16 protein-coding genes are annotated in these 18843 nt (G+C 70.0%); 5 read left to right on the top strand and 11 right to left on the bottom strand.

Annotation, left to right across the window (positions count from 1 at the left end; genetic code table 11):
* Positions 1-109 precede the first annotated feature (109 nt).
* Positions 110-943, bottom strand: a complete 834-nt coding sequence (locus AB0M95_RS10090) for an aminoglycoside phosphotransferase family protein (protein ID WP_363761742.1) — start codon at positions 941-943, stop codon at positions 110-112.
* A gap of 102 nt (positions 944-1045) precedes the next feature.
* Here AB0M95_RS10090 and AB0M95_RS10085 point away from each other — a divergent pair, with 102 nt between their 5' ends.
* Positions 1046-3550 (top strand): polysaccharide lyase 8 family protein, encoded by a 2505-nt coding sequence (locus AB0M95_RS10085; RefSeq protein WP_363761740.1) that lies wholly within the window; start codon positions 1046-1048, stop codon positions 3548-3550.
* Between the two features lie 23 nt (positions 3551-3573).
* On the opposite strand, the gene AB0M95_RS10080 is transcribed toward AB0M95_RS10085, so the two are convergent.
* Positions 3574-4368: a maleylpyruvate isomerase family mycothiol-dependent enzyme gene (locus AB0M95_RS10080; RefSeq protein ID WP_363761738.1), complete on the bottom strand. Its 795-nt coding sequence runs from the start codon at positions 4366-4368 to the stop codon at positions 3574-3576.
* 170 nt (positions 4369-4538) lie between these two features.
* Here AB0M95_RS10080 and AB0M95_RS10075 point away from each other — a divergent pair, with 170 nt between their 5' ends.
* Positions 4539-5183 (top strand): hypothetical protein, encoded by a 645-nt coding sequence (locus tag AB0M95_RS10075; RefSeq protein WP_363761736.1) that lies wholly within the window; start codon positions 4539-4541, stop codon positions 5181-5183.
* Positions 5184-5188: 5 nt separating this feature from the next.
* On the opposite strand, the gene AB0M95_RS10070 is transcribed toward AB0M95_RS10075, so the two are convergent.
* The 5 genes from AB0M95_RS10070 to AB0M95_RS10050 form a co-directional block, all read right to left on the bottom strand.
* A complete protein-coding gene (locus tag AB0M95_RS10070) occupies positions 5189-5785 on the bottom strand; it encodes a dihydrofolate reductase family protein (RefSeq protein WP_363761734.1) in 597 nt (198 codons plus the stop codon).
* A gap of 136 nt (positions 5786-5921) precedes the next feature.
* A complete protein-coding gene (locus AB0M95_RS10065) occupies positions 5922-6653 on the bottom strand; it encodes an SRPBCC domain-containing protein (RefSeq protein ID WP_363761732.1) in 732 nt (243 codons plus the stop codon).
* Between the two features lie 9 nt (positions 6654-6662).
* Positions 6663-7247, bottom strand: coding sequence for a helix-turn-helix domain-containing protein (locus tag AB0M95_RS10060; RefSeq protein WP_363761730.1), 585 nt, complete (start codon positions 7245-7247; stop codon positions 6663-6665).
* A 77-nt stretch (positions 7248-7324) separates the two neighbouring features.
* Positions 7325-7546, bottom strand: coding sequence for a hypothetical protein (locus AB0M95_RS10055; protein WP_363761728.1), 222 nt, complete (start codon positions 7544-7546; stop codon positions 7325-7327).
* A 140-nt stretch (positions 7547-7686) separates the two neighbouring features.
* Positions 7687-9003 carry a hypothetical protein gene (locus AB0M95_RS10050; protein WP_363761726.1) on the bottom strand — a complete coding sequence of 439 codons (1317 nt, stop codon included), beginning with the start codon at positions 9001-9003 and terminating at the stop codon, positions 7687-7689.
* A gap of 730 nt (positions 9004-9733) precedes the next feature.
* On the opposite strand from AB0M95_RS10050, the gene AB0M95_RS10045 reads away from it, so the two are divergent.
* Complete coding sequence (locus AB0M95_RS10045) at positions 9734-11269, top strand: S8 family serine peptidase (RefSeq protein ID WP_363761724.1); 1536 nt, start codon at positions 9734-9736, stop codon at positions 11267-11269.
* A gap of 102 nt (positions 11270-11371) precedes the next feature.
* On the opposite strand, the gene AB0M95_RS10040 is transcribed toward AB0M95_RS10045, so the two are convergent.
* Genes AB0M95_RS10040 through AB0M95_RS10025 form a run of 4 tightly spaced genes read right to left on the bottom strand, consistent with a single transcriptional unit; the run spans position 11372 to position 15890 of the window.
* On the bottom strand, positions 11372-12526 hold the full coding sequence (locus tag AB0M95_RS10040; protein WP_363761722.1) for an alpha/beta hydrolase: 1155 nt from the start codon (positions 12524-12526) through the stop codon (positions 11372-11374).
* Positions 12527-12538: 12 nt separating this feature from the next.
* A complete protein-coding gene (locus AB0M95_RS10035) occupies positions 12539-13957 on the bottom strand; it encodes a S41 family peptidase (protein ID WP_363761720.1) in 1419 nt (472 codons plus the stop codon).
* The gene (locus tag AB0M95_RS10030) at positions 13954-15006 is read right to left on the bottom strand and encodes an ABC transporter permease (RefSeq protein ID WP_363761718.1); all 1053 of its coding nucleotides are present in this window, start codon (positions 15004-15006) and stop codon (positions 13954-13956) included. Before AB0M95_RS10030 ends, AB0M95_RS10035 begins: the two co-directional genes overlap by 4 nt.
* The gene (locus tag AB0M95_RS10025) at positions 15003-15890 is read right to left on the bottom strand and encodes an ABC transporter ATP-binding protein (RefSeq protein WP_363761716.1); all 888 of its coding nucleotides are present in this window, start codon (positions 15888-15890) and stop codon (positions 15003-15005) included. Before AB0M95_RS10025 ends, AB0M95_RS10030 begins: the two co-directional genes overlap by 4 nt.
* Before the next feature lie 727 nt (positions 15891-16617).
* On the opposite strand from AB0M95_RS10025, the gene AB0M95_RS10020 reads away from it, so the two are divergent.
* Both AB0M95_RS10020 and AB0M95_RS10015 read left to right on the top strand, forming a co-directional pair.
* Positions 16618-17637 (top strand): histidine kinase, encoded by a 1020-nt coding sequence (locus AB0M95_RS10020; RefSeq protein WP_363761714.1) that lies wholly within the window; start codon positions 16618-16620, stop codon positions 17635-17637.
* Positions 17634-18305 (top strand): response regulator transcription factor, encoded by a 672-nt coding sequence (locus AB0M95_RS10015; protein WP_363761712.1) that lies wholly within the window; start codon positions 17634-17636, stop codon positions 18303-18305. The genes AB0M95_RS10020 and AB0M95_RS10015 overlap by 4 nt, the downstream gene beginning before the upstream one ends.
* Positions 18306-18843: the final 538 nt, after the last annotated feature.

Raw genomic sequence — 18843 nt, 5'->3', positions numbered from 1 at the left:
ACGGGGACCAGATACACCCCGTCGAAGACCCCCGAGTCACGGGAACGCATGATCGGTCATTCCCCAGCCTAGGCAAGCCTCCCCGTCGCGTCCCGCCGGACGTCCGGCGTCAGGCGAGGAGCCGCGCGGTGATGGCGGGCCCGTGCTCGCGGACCCACGACTCGGCCCTCGGCAGCCGGTCCCTCGCGCCCTCGTCCCAGAACCGCCGGAAGACCGGGTCGACCTCGGCCGCGGCCCGCATGTTCACGTGGAACCGGCCGATCATACGAGCCGCCGCCGGGACCAGGACCTCCCGCTGCCGCCCGGTCATGCCATAGGCGCCGGCGAACAGGGCGACGCGGCGGGGGACGTCGAGATCGGCGTACGCGGGCGATCTGTCCCGCGGGTCGAGCAGCGGCGCCCAGTAGTACAGGGCGTTGGCGAGGTCGTCGACCCTGCTCGTCGGCTTGGCGAGGTCGAAGTCGATCAGCGCCGCGGGCAGTCCGTCGCGGAAGACGACGTTGCCGGGGCAGTAGTCGCGGTGCCCGACCACCTGGGGTTCGCCGTCGGAGGTGGCGTCGGTGTTGCGCCTCCCGGGCAGTCCTCCCCAGACCGCGTCCTCGGGTGGCGTCCAGCCCTGCGCGGCGTCGTGGAGCCGGCGGACGAGCCGCGCGAGCTCGACCAGGACCTCCTCGCGCGCGGTGTCCGCCGGGAGGGGCTCGCCGGGGACGTCCCCGGGCACGAACGAGAGCACCTCGCGCCCCTGGTCGTCGTAGCCGAGCGGCGTGGGGGCGTCCGTGAAGCCCGCCGCGCGCAGGTGCGCCAGGTACGCCTGGACGGTGGCCGTGAAGGGCCGGACCGGGCGGCGGACGGTGCCCGCCACGCGCACGATGCCCTGGGTGACGCCATCCCCGGCCAGCGCCTCCTCGCCGTCCGTGCCCGTGTCGTCGTACGTGCCTGCCATGGATCCCTCCCGCGTCGGAGAACCCGTCCACGGTAGTCACCGCGCGAGGGACACGGCGTGGGATCCGGAGCGGGGAGTGATCGTCTGGGTCATAATCTGCCGGTGGGCTGGTACTCCAGGCGGTTGTTCCTCCAGGCTGGTGGGGTTGCGGCTGTGGGGGCGCTGCTGTCGGGGCGGTCCTCGGCCGGGGCACGGGCCGTGGGGGCCGCTCCCGAGGGCGCGTTCGAGGTGTTGCGGCGGCGGTGGCGGGACGTCAGTGCGGGGGCGGGGTTCGACGCGGCTCGGGAGCCGTATCGGAACAGGCTCGCGGAGTTCGGGGCCAAGGCGGTGGCGTACCGGGACGCCATGGAGCCGGCGGCCGGGTCCCTCTGGCGTGACCAGCCGTTCCCGTCGTTCGTCGCCACGCCGGGGCGGTTGCGGGCCATGGCGCGGGCGTACGTCCTGCCGGGGACCGGGGTGACCGGGGACGCGGGGCTGGCCGCGGCGGTGGCGGCCGGCGTCGACCACTACCGGCGGCTGGTGTACGCGGCCGGCGCGGAGCCGTACGGGAACTGGTGGCACTGGCGGATAGGCGTCCCCGGCAAGCTGCTCGACGCGACCCTACTGATCGGCCCGCACCTGGGGGACGCGCGGCGCGGGGCGCTACGGGACGCGGTCGACCACTTCGTCCCGGAAAGCGTGCTGGACCACTACAGCGACAAGAGCACCGGAGCCAACCGCGTGGATCTGTGCGTGGTGACGCTGCTGCGCGCCATGCTCACCTCCGACCCCGGCAGGGCCGCGCGGGCCGTCGCCGCGCTCTCCCCCGTCTTCCCGTACGTCACCGAGGGCGACGGGTTCTACCGGGACGGCTCGTTCATCCAGCACACGACCGTCCCCTACCAGGGCGCGTACGGCGTGTCGCTGCTGTCGGGCGTCGCGACGCTGCTCGCGGTGCTGCGCGGCACGCCCTGGGAGGTCGCCGACCCGAACCGGCAGGTCGTCTTCGACGCCGTCGAGCGGTCGTTCGCCCCGTTCGTCCACGACGGCTTCTGCATGGACCTCGTGCGCGGCCGGGGAGTCGCCCGGACCCCGTACGGCGACCACGAGCGCGGACGCGAGATCGCCGCCGCGGTGCTGCTGCTCGGGGAGTCGGCCTCCGGCGAGGAGCGGGCCCGCTGGCGGGGCATGGTCAAGGGGTGGGCGCTGCGGGACACCGAGCGGCCCATGCTGACGGCCGCCGAGTCCTCCGACCTGGCGTTCCACGCCCGTCTGGCCGCGATCCTGGACGACGACGCCGTCCCCGCGTCCGCCGAACCGCCGGGGCACCGGCTGATGACGATGAGCGCCCGCGCCGTCCACCGCCGGCCGGGCTGGTGTGCGGCGCTGAGCATGGCGTCACACCGGGTCGGCCACTACGAGCACGGCAACGGCGAGAACCTGCGCGGCTGGCACACCGGCTCGGGGATGCTCTACTGGTGGACCGGGGGGCACGGCGCCCAGTACTCCGACTCCTTCTGGACCACCGTCGACCCGTACCGCCTGCCCGGCACGACCGTCTCCACCCTGCGGTTGCCCGACGGCGCCGGGGAGGGGTGGGGGGACACGTGCCCGCCCGGCCGCTGGGTCGGCGGCGCGACCGACGGCGTGTACGCGGCCGTCGGCCAGCACCTGAACGGCCTCGAAAGCACGATGGAGGCCTACAAGTCGTGGTTCTTCCTGGACGACGCGGTGGTCTGCCTGGGCGCGGGGATCACCGGCGCGGACGGCGTGCCCGTCGAGACGATCGTGGACAACCGCCGGACCGACGCGCTGCTCACCGTGGACGAGCGCGAGGGCTGGGCGCATCTGGATGGGCATGGCGGATATGTCCTGCTCGCGTGTCCCCGCCTGCGCGCCCTCCGCGAGGAGCGCGCCGGCCCGGGGCGCGTCACCCGGAGCTACGCCACCCTCTGGCTGGACCACGGCACCGACCCGGTGTCCGCGAGTTACGCGTACGTCCTGCTACCGGGCGCCGGGCGCGCCGGGACCCGGGCCCGCGCGACCGCCGCCGGGTGGGTGCGCGTGCTGGACAACACCGCCCGGCGGCAGGGCGTCCACGTCCCCTCCCTCGGGATCACGGCCGTCAACTTCTGGCACGCCGGCACCTCCACCGGCACCTCTGGCCGGACCAACGGGGACGGCGACCTCTCAGACGGGAACGACGGCCCCTCCGCCCGGAACAACGGCGCCTCTGGTGGGGACGCCGGCGCCTGGGGTGAGAACGACGACCCGTCCGGCCGGGACGGCGGCGGCGCAGGGGCGCTGACCGCGTCGGCCCCGTGCGCGGTGCTCGTCCGGGAGCAGGGCGACGGAACCGCGACGCTCACCGTGTCCGACCCCCGCCGCACCCTCGACGAGCTGACCGTCACCTGGCACCGTCCCGTGGCAGCGGTCCTCCTGCGCGATCCCCACCTGACCGCCGCCACGACCGGCGCCGAACTCACCCTCACCTTCGAACGCCTGGCGGACCAGTCCGGCGCCGCCAAAACGATCAGCGTGCGCACGGTCCGACCCAAGGGCTCAAACGGCCCAGAAGCGGAGAGTGCTCATTCACCGGCGGTGCTACCAGGCACCGAGTCTGCCTGATCAGACCGACCCGGTAGCTCCCATTAGAAGCCGGGGAAGACCGCGCGCAGGTCGTCCAGGGTGAGAGCGTCCCCGGTCAGCCGCACCCCGTCCGGGGTGTGCTCGGGGGCGTGGCGGCCGGAGACCAGGCGCAGCCACCACTCGGCGGGAGCGGCGAGGACGGCGTCCGGCGCGCCGGGAACGTCCGCGATGCGCACCGCGTCGCGGATCTCCAGGCCGAAGGACCGCTCCGGCGCGGTCGTGCGCACCTCGACGGCCGCCTCGCGCCCGCCGAGCCGGTCGGCCTTGCCGGCGAAACCGATCAAGCTCGCGATGCCGTCGGCCATCAGCTCGGTGGCCTCCGGGCTCAGCGTCGCGGCCGGGTCGAACGCGACCTTGACGTCCCAGGTGTGATACGCGAACTCGCTGAGCCGCATCCCGGCGAACCCGGCCACGTCCGGCGCGGGGACCGGGAACCACAGCTCGACGCGCAGGTCCCGCCGCGCCGCCTCGTCCAGCCCTTCGAACCGGCTCACCAGCGCCTCGTTGACGCCGACGACCTCCGCGGCACGCTCGGCGCGCGACATCCCATCCCATCGCGCCCACACGCCGCGGATGAAGTCCATCTGCGGCGTACCCTCGCCGCTCAGGGCCCGGTCGAGGGCGGCGAGGCTGATCTCCGCGCCGCTGCCCAGGTGGCTCAGCACCTGCGAGACGTCCCACTCCGAGGCGCCCGAGACGCGGGCGAGGTCCTCTTCGGTGAAGCCGTTCACCAGCGCGGCGAACTCGTCGAGCCCGGCGCGCAACACTTTGATCGTCTGATCGGCCTGGTCGGTCATCGTGGTCTCCTGTGCGGTCGTTCCATCACCCACCGCCGCACATCATTCCGTACCGCCCGCCGAGGTGCCGCGCGGGACTAACGATCCGATCTCTGCTCGGATCTGCCGGTAACCCTCCGGGGAACGCCGCCCGTCCACGAGAGAAACGTCCGTCGTCCCCGGAGTCACAGATGGCATACCAGCACGGCCCCGGCCAGCCCCCGTACGGCCCGCCTCCTGGCTACGGCTACCCGCCGCCGCCCCCACCGCCCCGGCCGGGCCGCGGGCCGCTGTTCTGGCTGTTCGCCGTGGGCCTGCCCGTGGTGGTGCTGTTCAGTTGTACGGCGGCCCTGGTGACCGTCGGCGCGACGGGTTCGCTCGAGCCCGCCGATCGATTACCGGCCGCTCAGCGGCCTTCCACCGCCGCCCAGCCGCCGTCGCAGCCCGCCGCGAGCGAACCGGCGACCGTCCCCACGGCCCCCACCGATCCCGCGACGCAGCCCCCGCCGGCCACGCAGCCGTCTCAGGACCCGGCGTCGCAGCCCGGCGCGCGCAGGACGCTGCTCACCGACAACGGGAACGGCACCAAGAACACCGCCCAGTTCACCGTGGATGCGTCATGGGAACTGCACTACACCTACAACTGCTCGGGCGACGGGATCGGCACGGGGATCTTCTCGGCGCACATCACCGAGGGAACGTCCCTGGTCGACCTGGCCGCGAACGAGACGGGCAAGTCCGCGGACAAGGCCACCCCGCAGTACCGCGCCGGGACGTTCCACCTGGAGATCACGGCGTCATGCCCCTGGACGATCGAGGTCATCGACGTCCCGTGATGGGGTCACTTCTCGGCGACCGTCCGGTACGTGGACACGTTCACGCCCTTGTCGTTGGTGACCGTGGAGACCAGCTCCAGCGTGCGCAGCGTGCCGTCGCCGGGGAAGATGCTCTTGCCGCCGCCGAGGATCACCGGCGTGGTGATGAGCCGCAGCTCGTCGACCAGCCCCTCGCTCAGGAGGGTGCGCACGAGCGTGGGGCTTCCCATGACGAGCAGGTCGCCGCCGTCTGCCTTGTGCAGCTCCCGGATGCGGTCGACGGCCTCACGGCCGGGAATGCGCGTGGTGTTGTTCCACGTCAGCTCGTTGTCGGCCAGCGTGTCGGACACGACGTACTTGGCGATGGAGTTCATCCGGTCGGCGAACGGGTCGCCGGCCTGCTGGGGCCACGCCGCGGCCATGCCTGTCCACGTGCGGCGGCCGTACAGCAGCGCGCCGGCCTTGCTGATCGCGTCGTCGAAGGCGCCGCCGACGATCTCCGGGTCGAAGAACGGGAACGACCAGCCGCCGTGGGCGAAGCCGCCGTCGGTGTCCTCGTCCGGGCCGCCCGGCGCCTGCACGACGCCGTCCAGGCTGATGAAGCTCACGGTCACGATGCGCATGGGATGTCTCCTGTCGGGGTTGCGTGAGTGATTTCGGGCACCACGAATCCGCCCGTGGTGCCAGGGGGGTGATCGTGTGGCGCGGCCCAAGGTCCGTCAGTGCGTACGACGGACCGCGCTGAGAGGGACGGGCCGGTCAGCCGAAGCGTTCGGCCATCCAGGCGTCCCACGCGGCCTGCTCATCGCGGCCCGCGAAGTTCTGGTGGCCGAGCACGAGGACGTCGCCGCGGTCGTCGCCGGAGTAGATGAACCGGTACAGGCCCTGGCCGGTCCGGACGCCCAGGTTGACGGGCAGGTTCGCGAAGTAGACGACCCCCGCGGAGCCGTCCGGGAGCCGGACCGCAGCGCCCGCGCCGACGTCCGGCGTGACGCCCAGCGAGTCCGTGACGACCTTCCAGACGGCGTCCGAGCCGCCCGCGCCGGGCCGGAACACCGTCGTGACGGACGGCGTGCGGCCGGTGAAGTGCGCGAGGTACTGCTTGAGGGTCTCCAGGTAGATGGGCCAGCCGACCTTCATCGCCTCGAACTCGGTCTCCCAGTCGTCGCCGAGCATGCCGCTCTGCACGAGCCGCAGCACGGCCGTCCCGCCCTCACGCCCCTCGATGAGGTACTCGAACGTCGAGAACCGGCCGTCGGGGGCCTCCGGCGTACGGGTGGCGAGGCGGGCGCCCGGCTCGTAGGCGGTGATCGTGGCGCGCTCCGTATGGCCCAGCATCGTCAGGGCGACGTCGCCACCGACGGACCTGCCGAACTCGTTCCGTCCCATGAACCAGGAGTCGACCCCCGGCCCGGTGGCGATCGCGTCCCAGACCTGCTCGGGGGTGGCCTCGAGCTCGATCTCCAGGCTCAGCTCGAACGGGTGTGTCATCAGGCTTCCTTATTGCTTGGGGTTGCTCGGGTGGAGGGCGACGACGATGCGATGGTCGCGGCCCTGTTCGGCGGACTCGTCGTGGTACTTGGACACCAGCGCCGTGACCGCCCCGGCGAGCTCCTGGGCGAACGCGGCCCGGTCGGCGGCCGAGGCGAAGCGCACCTCGCCGTCGATGGCAAAGGTCGCCAGACGCTTGCGCGCCCGGGCGGCGCCGGTGATCAGCGCCCCGACGTCGCGGACCAGCCGGGCCGCGACGGCCAGCAGCCAGCTCGCCGACAGTTGGTCCGGGGACCGGGCCGGGTCGGGCTCGACCGACGCCAGCGCGGTCGGCGAGATCACGTAGGAGGCCGCGGTGGCGCGCATGATGCGCTCGTTGACGTTGCCCTTGCGCCGCTCCTCGATCATCTCGACGAGCCCGTGCGCCTCGAGCGTCTTCAGGTGGTAGTTGACCTTCTGCCGGGGCAGGCCGACCTTGGCGGCCAGCATGGTGGCGGAGCCGGGCTCGCTGAGCTCGGCGAGGAGCCGAGCCCGGATGGGGTCCAGCGAGACCTCGGCGGCGGCCGGGTCCTCGATCACGGCGATGTCCTGCATGCCGGAAGACTAGCTTCCGAAAAATTAACTTGTCAAGAAAGACTTAGTTGCCTAGATCTCGCCCAGGTCGAGCCGGGTCAGGCGCTCGGATCGGCCAGCACGTCGACGCCGACGATCTTCCCGTTCGTCACGGTGAAGGCCATGACGGACAACGGCCGACCCTCGGCGGCCACGACCACACCTGCGGCGCCGTTGACCAGCACGGGCCGCGCGAACGGCGAGAGCCGTCCGAACGTGAGCGCCTGACCGGCCACCGCGCGGGCCCCGGTGATCACGACCGTGTGGCGGGCACGCGCCACGCCGCCATCCGACCGCAGGACGACCTCGGGGTCGAGGCCCCTTTCTCTCTCTGCTCTCCAACCCCTACACACGAAATGGCCCCGGAGCATCCTCGGGGGCCATTTCGTGTGTAGGGGTTGTTTCTTGAGCGGTGGTGCAGTCAGCGGTTGTAGGCGCGGGCCGTCACGCTCCCAAGCCCATTACTCCCGTCCTTTGACAGGTAAACGGTTATCCCTTCGTCGTGGAGGTTGATCCACCCGCCACCCTGCCCGTAGGGGGCATCCTTCGCGCGTATGGAGTCGGCGTACACAACACCATGGGTGGTGGTGTCCCTCCCGCCCTGGTATACCTGCAGCCCATACTTGAGGAAGCTGATCCATCCGTCGTCGGTGCTTCTTCCCTGCACCCATTCGGTGTTGACGCCGTTGAGGTCGGCCTTGTCGGCGTACAGGGTGCCCGCGTCATTGGAACCGCGTGTGCTCCAGACTTTCACCCCGCCGGGGAGGAAGGTGATATCTCCGTCGCCGCTCTTAAGCCCCTTCACGTACTCGGTGGCGACACCGCTGACAGTGGCCTCGCCGGCGTACAAGGCCGCGCCTTCCTGGGAGCCGAATTCGCGCCTCACGTGCATCGCGCCCTTGGAGAAGGTGAGGGCTCCGTCGCCCTTGGTCGACCCTTGTACCCACGGGGTGGTGACGCCATTGACGGCGGTGAGGGTTTCCACGATGGGATTGCGCACCTGAACGGTCGTGGTGAAGGTGTGCCGCTGGGTGCCGGAACTGGCGATGAGGGTGTAGGTGGTGTCGCGCTTCGGGGCGTCGTTGGCGTCCAGGACCAAGGAGTACGGGCCATGCGACCCGGTGTGCTTGACCTTGGGAACGGGCTTCCGGCCGCCCGGGAACAGGATCTCGTATGTGAAGTCGTCGGATCCCTCCCAGCTCAGCGTGACCTTTGTTCCGGCGTCCACTACGGCGTTGTCCGCGAGGAAGCCGCGCGGCGCCGGTATCTCCTTTGGCGCGGTCTTCACCAGCGCCACCGCCGTGTCACTGTTGCGCAGGACCCCACCCTTGTTCCTGCTGGCGGCCTCGGTCACCCGCAGCACGGCCAGCCCGGGTTTGGGGGCGACAGTGACGTTCTCCAGCGTCAGCACCATGTAGTCACCGGGGCCGAAACTGATTGCGCTACCGCCCTGGTCGGTGACCTGGAAAGCGAAGCCCTGCGCCTGGACGGTCACCGAACGGGTGAGGCCTGACTTGATGTCGGTGTACTCGCCTTTGGGGGTGATCGTGGTGAAGTCCTGGGTGAGGTGGCCGGCGCCAGTGCCGACGGGAACCGTCACCGTGATCTTGGAGTACGCCGTCTGCCCGGTGTTCGTGACCAGCAGGTACACCGTCCCCGTGGACTTGGACTGCCGCCCGGCCTCTGACGCCGCAAGGGGTGCCGGGTCGGTGATGAGGGTGTAGGTCAGCATGGTCAAGGTCGCGACCCCTTCTCTTGGAGGACGGCGCAGGCTGATGACCGACGCGCCCAGACAGGACCGAACTGGGTGGGACAGGCAGCGATACGGGTGACACATCCGCACCCCGCCGGTTGTGACGAACCGCAGAAGATCACCCCTAGATCCAAACGCCTGCATTGGAGCGTGACAAGAGCACTCAAGGTCGCCATAACAGGGCGACTTGGCAACATCCTCAGCGTCTTGACACGCATTCCGACCATGCGTCACTACGCCACGACGAGCAGCAAACCGCGTCTCGTCACACTGCGGACCGTCCGGGGGCAAACTTGCCGCAACACCGGGGACGCTGCCCCCGGGTGTCACAGCCGGTCTCCCGCGCGCGCGCAGCGCCCCAGAAGGGCGTGTGAAGCACCTGCCCGGCCTTGATCGCAGCCCAGCAGGTGCTGGTACAGCTCCGTGTCGCGCTACCCCGATCCTGCGCCCCGGCGCTTGATCACCCCTACCGCTACGCACACGAAGCCCGGGAGCGCCATTCGGAAGATGACCATCTTGTGCGCTTGATCGCCGGCCAGCAGGTTGGTCCGGTCGGCCTTCCGCAGCGGTGAACTCTTGAACGACTTATGACCGAGCTGTTACCGTCACGAATCAATTCTAAAGGCCGGATTCGGGGCGATTTCGGGCTTTCGGAATCGGGGCCAGCCAGACCGCGGCGATGGGTGCCGCGGCCTCACCGTTCAAGGAGCAACGCATGCAGCATGCCCTGCCCAAGCGACGCCTCGCGGCCACCGCCGTAGCGTTCGCCATGGTGGGTGCCGCCTTCCTTGGAGGCGCGATCGACTCGGCCAGCGCGGCCACCACCGAAGAGCCGACGTCGACACCGGTCAACGTGGACATCCCCGACGGGATGCTCATGAGCTACGTCGTCAACGCCCGGATCGCCAACCCCGGCCAAACTCGTCTCGTCGAGCGCGCGGTCGAGGCCGCCGGAGGTGTTGTCGTCCAGTCCTGGCCCGAGATCGGCGTGGTCGTCGCCCACTCCGACCGCGCGGCCTTCCGCGCGAACGTCACCGCCGAGGGTGGCAACGCGGTCGCCTCCGTCGGCGCCACCCGCACGGCCGGGGTCTCCGAGGGGACGCCGGCCGACCTGGCCCCGCCGTGGGGCCCCGGCGCCAGCGGGTACAAGAAGGGTGCCAAGAAGCCGGTCAACGGCGACATCCCGTCCGACCCGCAGCCTGGCGAGAGCCTCGACCCCAACGAGGGCGTCCAGTGGGACATGCGAATGATCAAGGCCCCGCAGGCGCAGGCGATCTCCGACGGCAACCGCAACGTCCTCGTCGGGGTGCTCGACAGCGGCATCTCGCCGACACACCCGGACCTCAAGGCCAATATCGACGTCGCGAACTCGGTCAACTGCACTAACGTCGGCCGTCCGGATCAGACGCCGTTGGCTTGGCGCCCGACGACGAGCGACCACGGTACGCACGTCGCCGGCACCATCGCCGCCGCCCGCAACAACATCGGCATCGTCGGTGTCGCGCCGAGCGTGCGCATGGCGTCCGTCAAGGTCGTCAACAACGACGGCTACATCTACCCGGAGTACGCCGTCTGCGGCTTCATGTGGTCGGGCCTGAAGCACATGGACGTCACGAACAACTCCTACTACATCGACCCGTTCGAGTTCTGGTGTGACGACCAGCCCGACCAGGCCGCCAGCAAGGAGGCCGTCCGGCGCGCCGTGGAGTGGGCCACCAAGCAGGGCGTCGTCCACGTCGCCGCGGCGGGCAACTCCAACTACGACTTGGCCAACAAGACCGTGGACAGGGGCAGCCCCAACGACGCGCCGACACCGACCGTGCGCACGATCAACAACCACTGCAACGACATCCCGGCTGAGTTCGACGGTGTCGTGACGGTCGCGTCCCTGCAGCGCGTGGGCACCACGCTGGACAGCGTCCGGTCGTCCTTCTCCAACTACGGCCTCGGCAAGATCGACGTTGCGGCTCCCGGCTCGTCGATCTACTCGACGACGTGGAACACCCGGACGGGGGCCGACGGCTACGGCACCAAGAGCGGTACGTCGATGGCGAGCCCGCACGTCGCCGGCGTCATGGCGCAGATGAAGTCGGCGCACCCGTCATGGTCGCCGGCCAAGATGATCAGCGAACTCAAGGCGCGGGCCGAATTCAAGTCGTGCCCGCAGAACACTACGGCCTGCACCGGCACCGTCGACGACAACGGCTTCTTCGGCGCTGGTGTCGTCGACGCCCTCGCAGTCATCAAGTGAACTGACCCTGGCATCACCTAAGTGACACCACCGCGCTGGGCCTGCACCGCCACGACGGTGCAGGCCCAGCGCCATACGGCTCCTGGTTTTTTTCGCAGGGTCTCAGGATTGACCGCAGGTCGCAGGGCAGAACTTGACCTCGGGGTAGCGTGATGACGGCTTGTCCAGGAGGGACTGCCGCCGCGACTTCAGGTGCTGGTCGAGGAAGGCGGCCACGTAGGTGCGGGTGAGCTCTGCGCCACGGGCCGCGGGCAGCATGCCGGGGAGAGGTTCGAGGCCGAGGACGTCTGCCACCAGCGGGATGTCGGTGAAGGACTGGTGTTCGGCGTCCGACAGCACGAGCCAGCGCTTCCACCCGGTCAGCAGCTTCCAGTCACGGTCCCACGAATTGTCGTGGCCGCCCGGGACATGCTCTTGCGCACCCAGGAACATGAACGGCCGGGAGAGGCCGCTCTTGGGGATCCGAGCGTAGGTGGTGCCGTCCATGTCGATTCCGGCGCGTATGCGTGGGTCTTTGACCATGGCCGCCACGGTGCCGGCCCCGCCGATCGACTGGCCTACCATCGCGATCCTTTTGTGGTCGATCAGGTCGGAATGCTTCCATTTGGAGATCAGCTGGTCGAGGACGAAGGACACGTCGGCGGCCCGGCCCTGGACCAGTCCGGCGCCGAAGCCCGGGTCGCTGTTGCTGTCGCAGGCGAGGCATTCGGCGACCCGGCCGTCGGACAGGGTGGTGGCGTAGCTTTCGTAGGTGTGGTCGATGCCGGCCACGACGTAGCCTCGGCTGCCCAGGTCCTCCGCCAGGGACGTGAGTGTGCCCATCGGTTTGGTGAAGCCGGGTGAGAGCACCACCAGCGGAAGCTTGCGCCCGGACGGGTCTGCGTCCTTGACGGCGTTCGTTCGTGTCTGGCTCAGCGTGTCGTACGGCGTGCTCGCGATCCCCGAGCCTTTCCGGAGCAGCTCCGACTCCTTCGGCGTCATGTAGGGCGAGCGCTGCCCGTCGCGCTGCTCGGCCGGATACCACAGGGTGACCTTGAGCTCCCTGGCGTCGGCGTCGGGGTCCCAGGGGTCGGGGCGGGAGGTGTCCTTGAGGTACAGGGCGGTGGTGCCGACCGGGTGGGGGCCGGTAGGGGCGGGCAGGGTGGCGGGGCCGGCCGACGTGGCCGGCGGGGCGTCGGAGCGGGGCGGGGTGGGTGCGGAGCAGGCGGATGCGGCCAGGACGACCAGTCCCGCGGCGACTGCCAGGGTCTGTCTCATGGAGAGGTCCGTTCACTTGTGCAGCAAGGTCAGGGCCTTGGCCGGCGCGGGGTCGCGCCCGGCGGCGGCGTCCTGCGGGGTCAGGGGCACGTAGTGGTCGGGCGGCACGCCGATCCGGTCGATCACCTCGCGGTCGGGCCCCAGGTGGTGCCTGTCGGGGAAGCTCAGGACGGTGTTGTTGGCGAGCAGGTAGGACTGCGCCGGGCCGGAGATCACGCCGGCGGTTCTGGTGCCCACCAACTGGCCCAGGTGCAGGTCTTTGACCGCGGCGCTGAAGTGCTCGCAGGCCGAGACGCAGCCGTGGTCGATGAGCACGACCAGCGGCAGGTGGAGCAGTTCGACGGTGTCGTCGGTCCGCGCGGTCGCGCATCTGTTGTCCACGGTGCATTGGTAGGCGGTGATCTTGCCGTGGACGAACGCGCTCACCAGCCGGGTCGCCTCCACGGGGCTGCCGCCGCCGTTGCCGCGCAGATCCAGCACGACACCGGACAGCGTCCGGCCGGTTCGCAGCCTGGAGATCGCCTTGAGCACCCTGTTCGACGAGGCGGATACGAATCCGGTCATCCGGACATAGGCGACGTCGTCCAGCAGCTTCGAACTCACCACCCGCAGGTTGGCCGGATCACGCGGGTAGAGGCCGGGCTTGAGCGTGACCGTCCAGCGGCGGCCGGTGGTCTGTCGCAGGAGCCGCAACTCGACCGGGCGCGCCTTGGGATACTCCGGATAGAGCGCGGCAATCGCCGGGGTGGCGTCGCCGTCGATGAACGGTGCCGACCCGTTGACCGCTTCAATGACGTCGCCGGGACGCAGCCGGGCGGCCTGCGCCGCGCCGCCGAGCACGGTGGTGACGAACAGCGGGGCAAGGGCCACGCGGGAAGCGCTGCCGTCCATCTGCGAGCTGCTGACGTTCGCCTGGAGACCCAGACCGTAGCCGTCTCCGTCGTAGTGGTCGGGCGGCACGTTGACGTCGTGCGTCCAGCGGGCGTGGTTGTCGCCGAGGGCGGCCACGATGGCTTCGAGGGTGACGACGGCCGGCTTGTCGCGCAGGTCGGGCACCTGATCGGTGATCTTACGGTAGACGGCCTCGAAGGCGGCCCAGTCGGCTTCCCGGTCGCCGGTCAGTGACGGCATGGTCGCGTCGGGCACGTCGCGCCCGTCGCGGTTGATCTCCTGGGTCAGGGCGAGAAATCCGGCGGTCAGCAGCGAGCGGGCGTCAAGCGTCGGGCCGCTGTAGTAGTTGCCGAGGATGCAGAAGTACGCCTGCTCGATGACGTCGATCGTGGTGGCCGTCTCGGCCCCGAGCCGTCCCTGGGGACGCGCGCAGGCCGTTGCGCCCGCCGTGCTCGCCTGGGTGCGCGGTGGCGTCGGCGCCGTGCAGGCCGCCGCCAGGAGGAGGGCGAGTACGGCGGCCGCAGTCCTGATGGTGGTCATGACAGGCGTCTCCGGATCCACCAGAAGGAGAACCATGTGAGACCGAGCGTGAGCAAGGTGTAGATCCCGGTCTCGATCCACTGGAAGGGCCAGAAGCGCTCCAGGGGATGGTAGGTCGCCTGCTGCCGGTAGCCGAGGCGGTTGATCTCGACCCAGCACGGGTCCAAGCTCGGTGGTCCCCCTGACGGTGCGCAGGGTCCCGACGTCGCGGATATGGGGAGGGGCGCTTCTTCGCCCATGCCGGCGATCGTACGTGCGGACGAATCGAGCAGGTCGCTGGACAGGACCCAGGCGCCCGCGCGGCCGGGAACGCCCGGCCGCATGGATATGTACACGGGTCCGCCTCCCTGCCCCTGCAAGTGGATGCCGCCCCCGTTCACGTGGCTGAGCTCGAAGGTCGCGGTGACCGGGGGCATCAGGTGGGGCCGGACCAGCAGCGGCATGGCGAACTGGACCGCGGTGAAGACGACCAGGGTGAGGGCCATGGCGGGCAGCGTGCGGCGTACGAGCATGCCCATGGTCACGCCGAGGACAAAGGCGAAGGCCGCATACCCCATCGGGGCGATGCCACGCGCGCCGAACACCAGAGGAGCCATCAGAGCCAGGTCCAGAACGGCCGACTTGTCCAGAGGATCGGACCACCAGGTCACCGCGAGACCGCATACGCAGGCGGCAGCCATGGCTGCCAGACCGACGAGCCCGAGCTTGACCGCCAGCCAGCGGCCGCGGGCGATGCTCTGGTTCCACACCAGCAGGTGCGTGCCCACCTCCAGCTCGCGGGTGATCAACGGTGCTCCCCAGAAGAGCCCGACCAGAGCGGGCAGGGCCAGCACGACGAAGCTGACGGCGACGAAGGGGAGTTGATATCCGTCGAAGAACTGGTCGAAGAACTGGTCGCAGGTGTCGTCCGGAGTGCAGCCGGCGATCCCGGCGGCGTAGCCGGAGGCCAGATTCGGGCCGGTCAGGGCCAGGGCGGCGGCGAGAACCACGAGTACGGCGGCCATCATCACGGCCGAGCCGCGGAACTGGCGCCAGGTGAGCCAGATCATCGCTGCACCTCCACGGCGGCCCGCCGGTTCTCGGCGGGCTTGTCCATGTAGGCGAGGACGAGGTCTTCCAGGGTGAGCCGGCTGACCGTCCAGGCGGGGTCGTGGATCGGGGCGTCGGTACGGACGACGATGGTGCTCTGCCGGTCGGTGTGGCCGGCGGAGATCACGTGCTGGTCGGCGGGGAGCCGGTCGGGATCGCGGCGCGGGCCGGTGAGGCGGTGGTGGGTGGCCAGTAACCGGTCGACCTTCCCGGCCATCCGGACGCGGGAGTCGACGAGGACGATCAGGTAGTCGCAGACCTTTTCCAGGTCGGAGACCAGGTGGGAGGAGAGCACCACGCTCAGCTTGTGCTCGGCGGTGGCCTCCGTCAGCACCTGCAGGAACTCGCGGCGGGCGAGCGGGTCGAGCGAGGCCACCGGCTCGTCCATGATCAGCAGTTCGGGCCGTTTGGCCAGGCCCAGGGTGAGGGCGAGTTGGGCGCGCTGGCCGCCCGACAGCTTGCCCGCCCGATGCGGGGGGACAAGGCCGAGCTGTCCGATGCGCTCCCGCGCGAGCGCAGCGTCCCAGCGGGGGTTAAGCCGGGCGCCCAATCGCAGGTGTTCGGCAACGGTCAGTGCCGCGTAGAGGGGGGTGTCCTGGGCGACGAACCCGACCCTGGCCAGCTGCGCATGCGTGCTCCCAGGCCGCCCGCCGAGCACCGTGATGTCACCCGTCGTGGGCTCCAACTGGCCGCCGGCCAGCTTCAGCAGCGTGGTCTTGCCGGCTCCGTTGGGACCCACCAACCCGACGACGTGGCCTGCCGGGATGTCGATGGTGCACTCGCGCAGCGCCCAGCGCTTGCCGTACCTCTTGCCCAGTGCTTGGGCCTGCAGAACAGAAGTCACGCTGTGTCCTCCTGAGAGGTGGTCCGAAAGGCGGGCATGAACAGCGCCTCGACGCTTTCGGCGAGGTCGAGGATGTGGCGTCAGAGCGGCGTGATGGCGAGAACGAAACTAGGCACTGCCCTTGCCGGTGCGCGTCAGCCGTCATGCCGAGATCGCGTACCTCCTGAGAACGAAGGGCCGTCAGGTCATCCCTGCGATGTACTCCCCAAGACCGTGAGCCCCGTCACAACGGCCGATGCGTGACGGACAGGCAGGCGGTGACAATGTGCCGGTGGAAACCGGTGAACGACTGCCGTGGTGGCGGCATGTGCTCGACCTGGACAGCCGACCGGATGAGGATTATCCGGACCGGCGCGGCGTCCGGGACACACTGGGCCTGAGTGGCGAAGGACCTCCAAGGCCGTCTCGCAGAGCACTCGCCGCCGACGTGGTGGTCGCGATCGTCCTGACGGTCATCGTGGTGACCGTATCGGTGAAATATCCGGTGAGCGGCCCTGTCGCGAATCAGCCCGAAGTGATCGAGTACTTGCGGCTCCGACCTGCCCACCCACCCCCACCGCCGGTTGCTGATCGCCCGCCGGTTCCCGATCGCCCGCCGGCTCCTGATTCCCCGGCCGGCTACCCACCACCTCCTGGCGTCCTGTCCAACGACCCACTCCCACCCCCTGGCGACCCATCCGGCAACGCGCCTGCCCAGCCTCAGCCCTACGACCCGCCCGCGTTCCTTGTGGCGCTCACGGCGTTGCCGCTGGCGGCGCGACGCCGGTACCCGCTCACCACCTTCGGGGTGGTGCTGGCCGCGGCGCTGGCCACCCACGCGGGTGCCACCTGGATCACCGTGCTGACCTGCGCTGTCGCCGCGTACGGTGCCGTCGCCTACAGCCGTAACAGGTTCCTGGCAATGGGTGGCCTCGTATTCGCGGCCGGGCTCGCCGGTGGCGCCTTCCGGGACGTCGCGCCTGCGCTGCCGAATTGGATGGGGCCGTTCGTCGTCCTGCTGAGCGTCGGCGTCTTCGGGAGCTTCGTCCGTTTCTGGCGGCGACAGCTGGGAGCCAGCCGGCATCGGCTCGCCGAGTTGCAGCAGGCGCAGGCAGACGCCATGCTCAGGGCTGTCGCGGAGGAGCGCTCGCGGATCGCCGCCGAACTCCACGATGTGGTGACCCACAATGTCAGCGTGATGGTGATCCAGGCCGGAGCGGCCCGCAAGGTCATGGACGTGGAGCCGGAGCAGTCGAAGCAGGCTCTCCTCGCAATCGAGTCCGGCGGCCGGGCCGCCATGGCCGAACTGCGCCATGTCATGGGCCTGCTCGCCGGCCCGGGCGGCGAGCGTCTCGACGGGCCTTCCGACGGCCTCGAACCCCAACCCGGGCTCGACCAACTCGACGCCCTGGTGGAACGGGTCCGCGCCGCCGGCGTGCCGGTGCGTGTCGAGGTGTCGCCGCCGGGGCCGTTGCCCCCCGGAGTGGACCTCGCCGCCTACCGCGTCGTGCAGGAGGCCCTCACCAACACGATCAAGCACGCAGCCGGGGCCGCTGCGTTCGTGACGATCGGTCATGACGGCGACTGGCTGGAGATCGAGGTGACCGACACCGGCGGGGCACGGAGCGCCGGGCCACGGACCGGCGATGGCAGGGGGCTGATCGGGTTGCGCGAGCGGCTCGGTGTCTACGGCGGGACTCTGGACGCCGGACGGACTGCCGGGGGCGGATTCCGGATCAAGGCCCGCGTCCCATGGAGGACGACATGACCGAGCGGCTGCGCGCCGTCATCGCCGACGACCAGGCACTGGTACGCACGGGATTCCGCATGATCCTCGCCGCCGACGGCATCGAAGTGGCGGCCGAGGCCGCCAACGGGGACGAAGCCGTCGCCGCGGTCCGCCGTACCAGGCCCGACGTCGTGCTCATGGACATCCGGATGCCGCAGATGGACGGCCTCGAAGCCACCCGGCGGATCCTCGCGGGCGGCGCCGAGGACACCCGCGTGCTGATCCTGACCACCTACGACCTCGACCACTACGTGTACGCCGCGCTCGCCGCGGGGGCAAGCGGGTTCCTGCTCAAGGACGTCACCCCCGAACACCTGGTGGCCGCGGTACGCCTGGTGCGCTCCGGCGACGCCCTACTCGCGCCCACCATCACCCGCCGCCTGGTCGAACGTTTCGCCCGCCGCGACAACGTGAAGCCCACCCTCCACCGCGATCTGTCCGAGCTGACACCTCGGGAACTGGACGTGCTGCGCCTGCTCGCCACCGGCCTGAGCAACGCCGAACTCGCCGACCGGCTGACCCTCAGCGTGGCCACGGTGAAGACCCATGTCACGCGCATCCTGTCCAAGCTCGGCCTGCGTGACCGTGCCCAAGCCGTGGTCGTCGCCTACGAGACCGGCCTGATCTCTCCCGGCGGCACCGGCTGACCTGAATGAGCTGCGCCGGGTTTTGATGTGCCCTGACCCGGATCCTTCGCCACAGGCCAAGGGAGTAACCACACGAGCATCAGCCTGCCATGAACGACCCAGCAGCGGAGGCGGCGGTTGCTGTCATTAAAGATCAAACGCCCCGGAGCTTGGTTGCTCGGGGCGTTTTGGCTGTTCAGGTGATGTGGTCAGGGGCGGGGTCGAACCGCCGACCTTCCGCTTTTCAGGTCTACGGCTGTGAGCGACGTAGCCACCTGCATCAACGCACGTCGTACATGAGCGACATGCGCATAGGCGGAAGCTGTTCAAAGCCGCAGGTAGACGGCGTGATCCGTGAGAAGGGTAACGCGGCGATCACCGTTCGCTGAATGATCGGCGCCGGAGGTAACCCCATTCAGCCAGCGAGTCGTCAACCATCTGTCTCACCGGCCTCACCCCCAGGAGTCACCATGCGCTCCCGCGCTCTCGCCGGCTTAGCCGCCATCCTGCTGTTATCCGGGTGCGCCAATCCCGATATCTCCGCAGATGCCTACGACCC

Source organism: Sphaerisporangium sp. NPDC051017, assembly GCF_040683095.1.
In the GTDB taxonomy this organism is placed as follows: Bacteria; Actinomycetota; Actinomycetes; order Streptosporangiales; family Streptosporangiaceae; genus Sphaerisporangium.
Note: the sequence above shows the minus strand (reverse complement) of the source record. Positions and strands in the feature narration are given on the sequence as shown.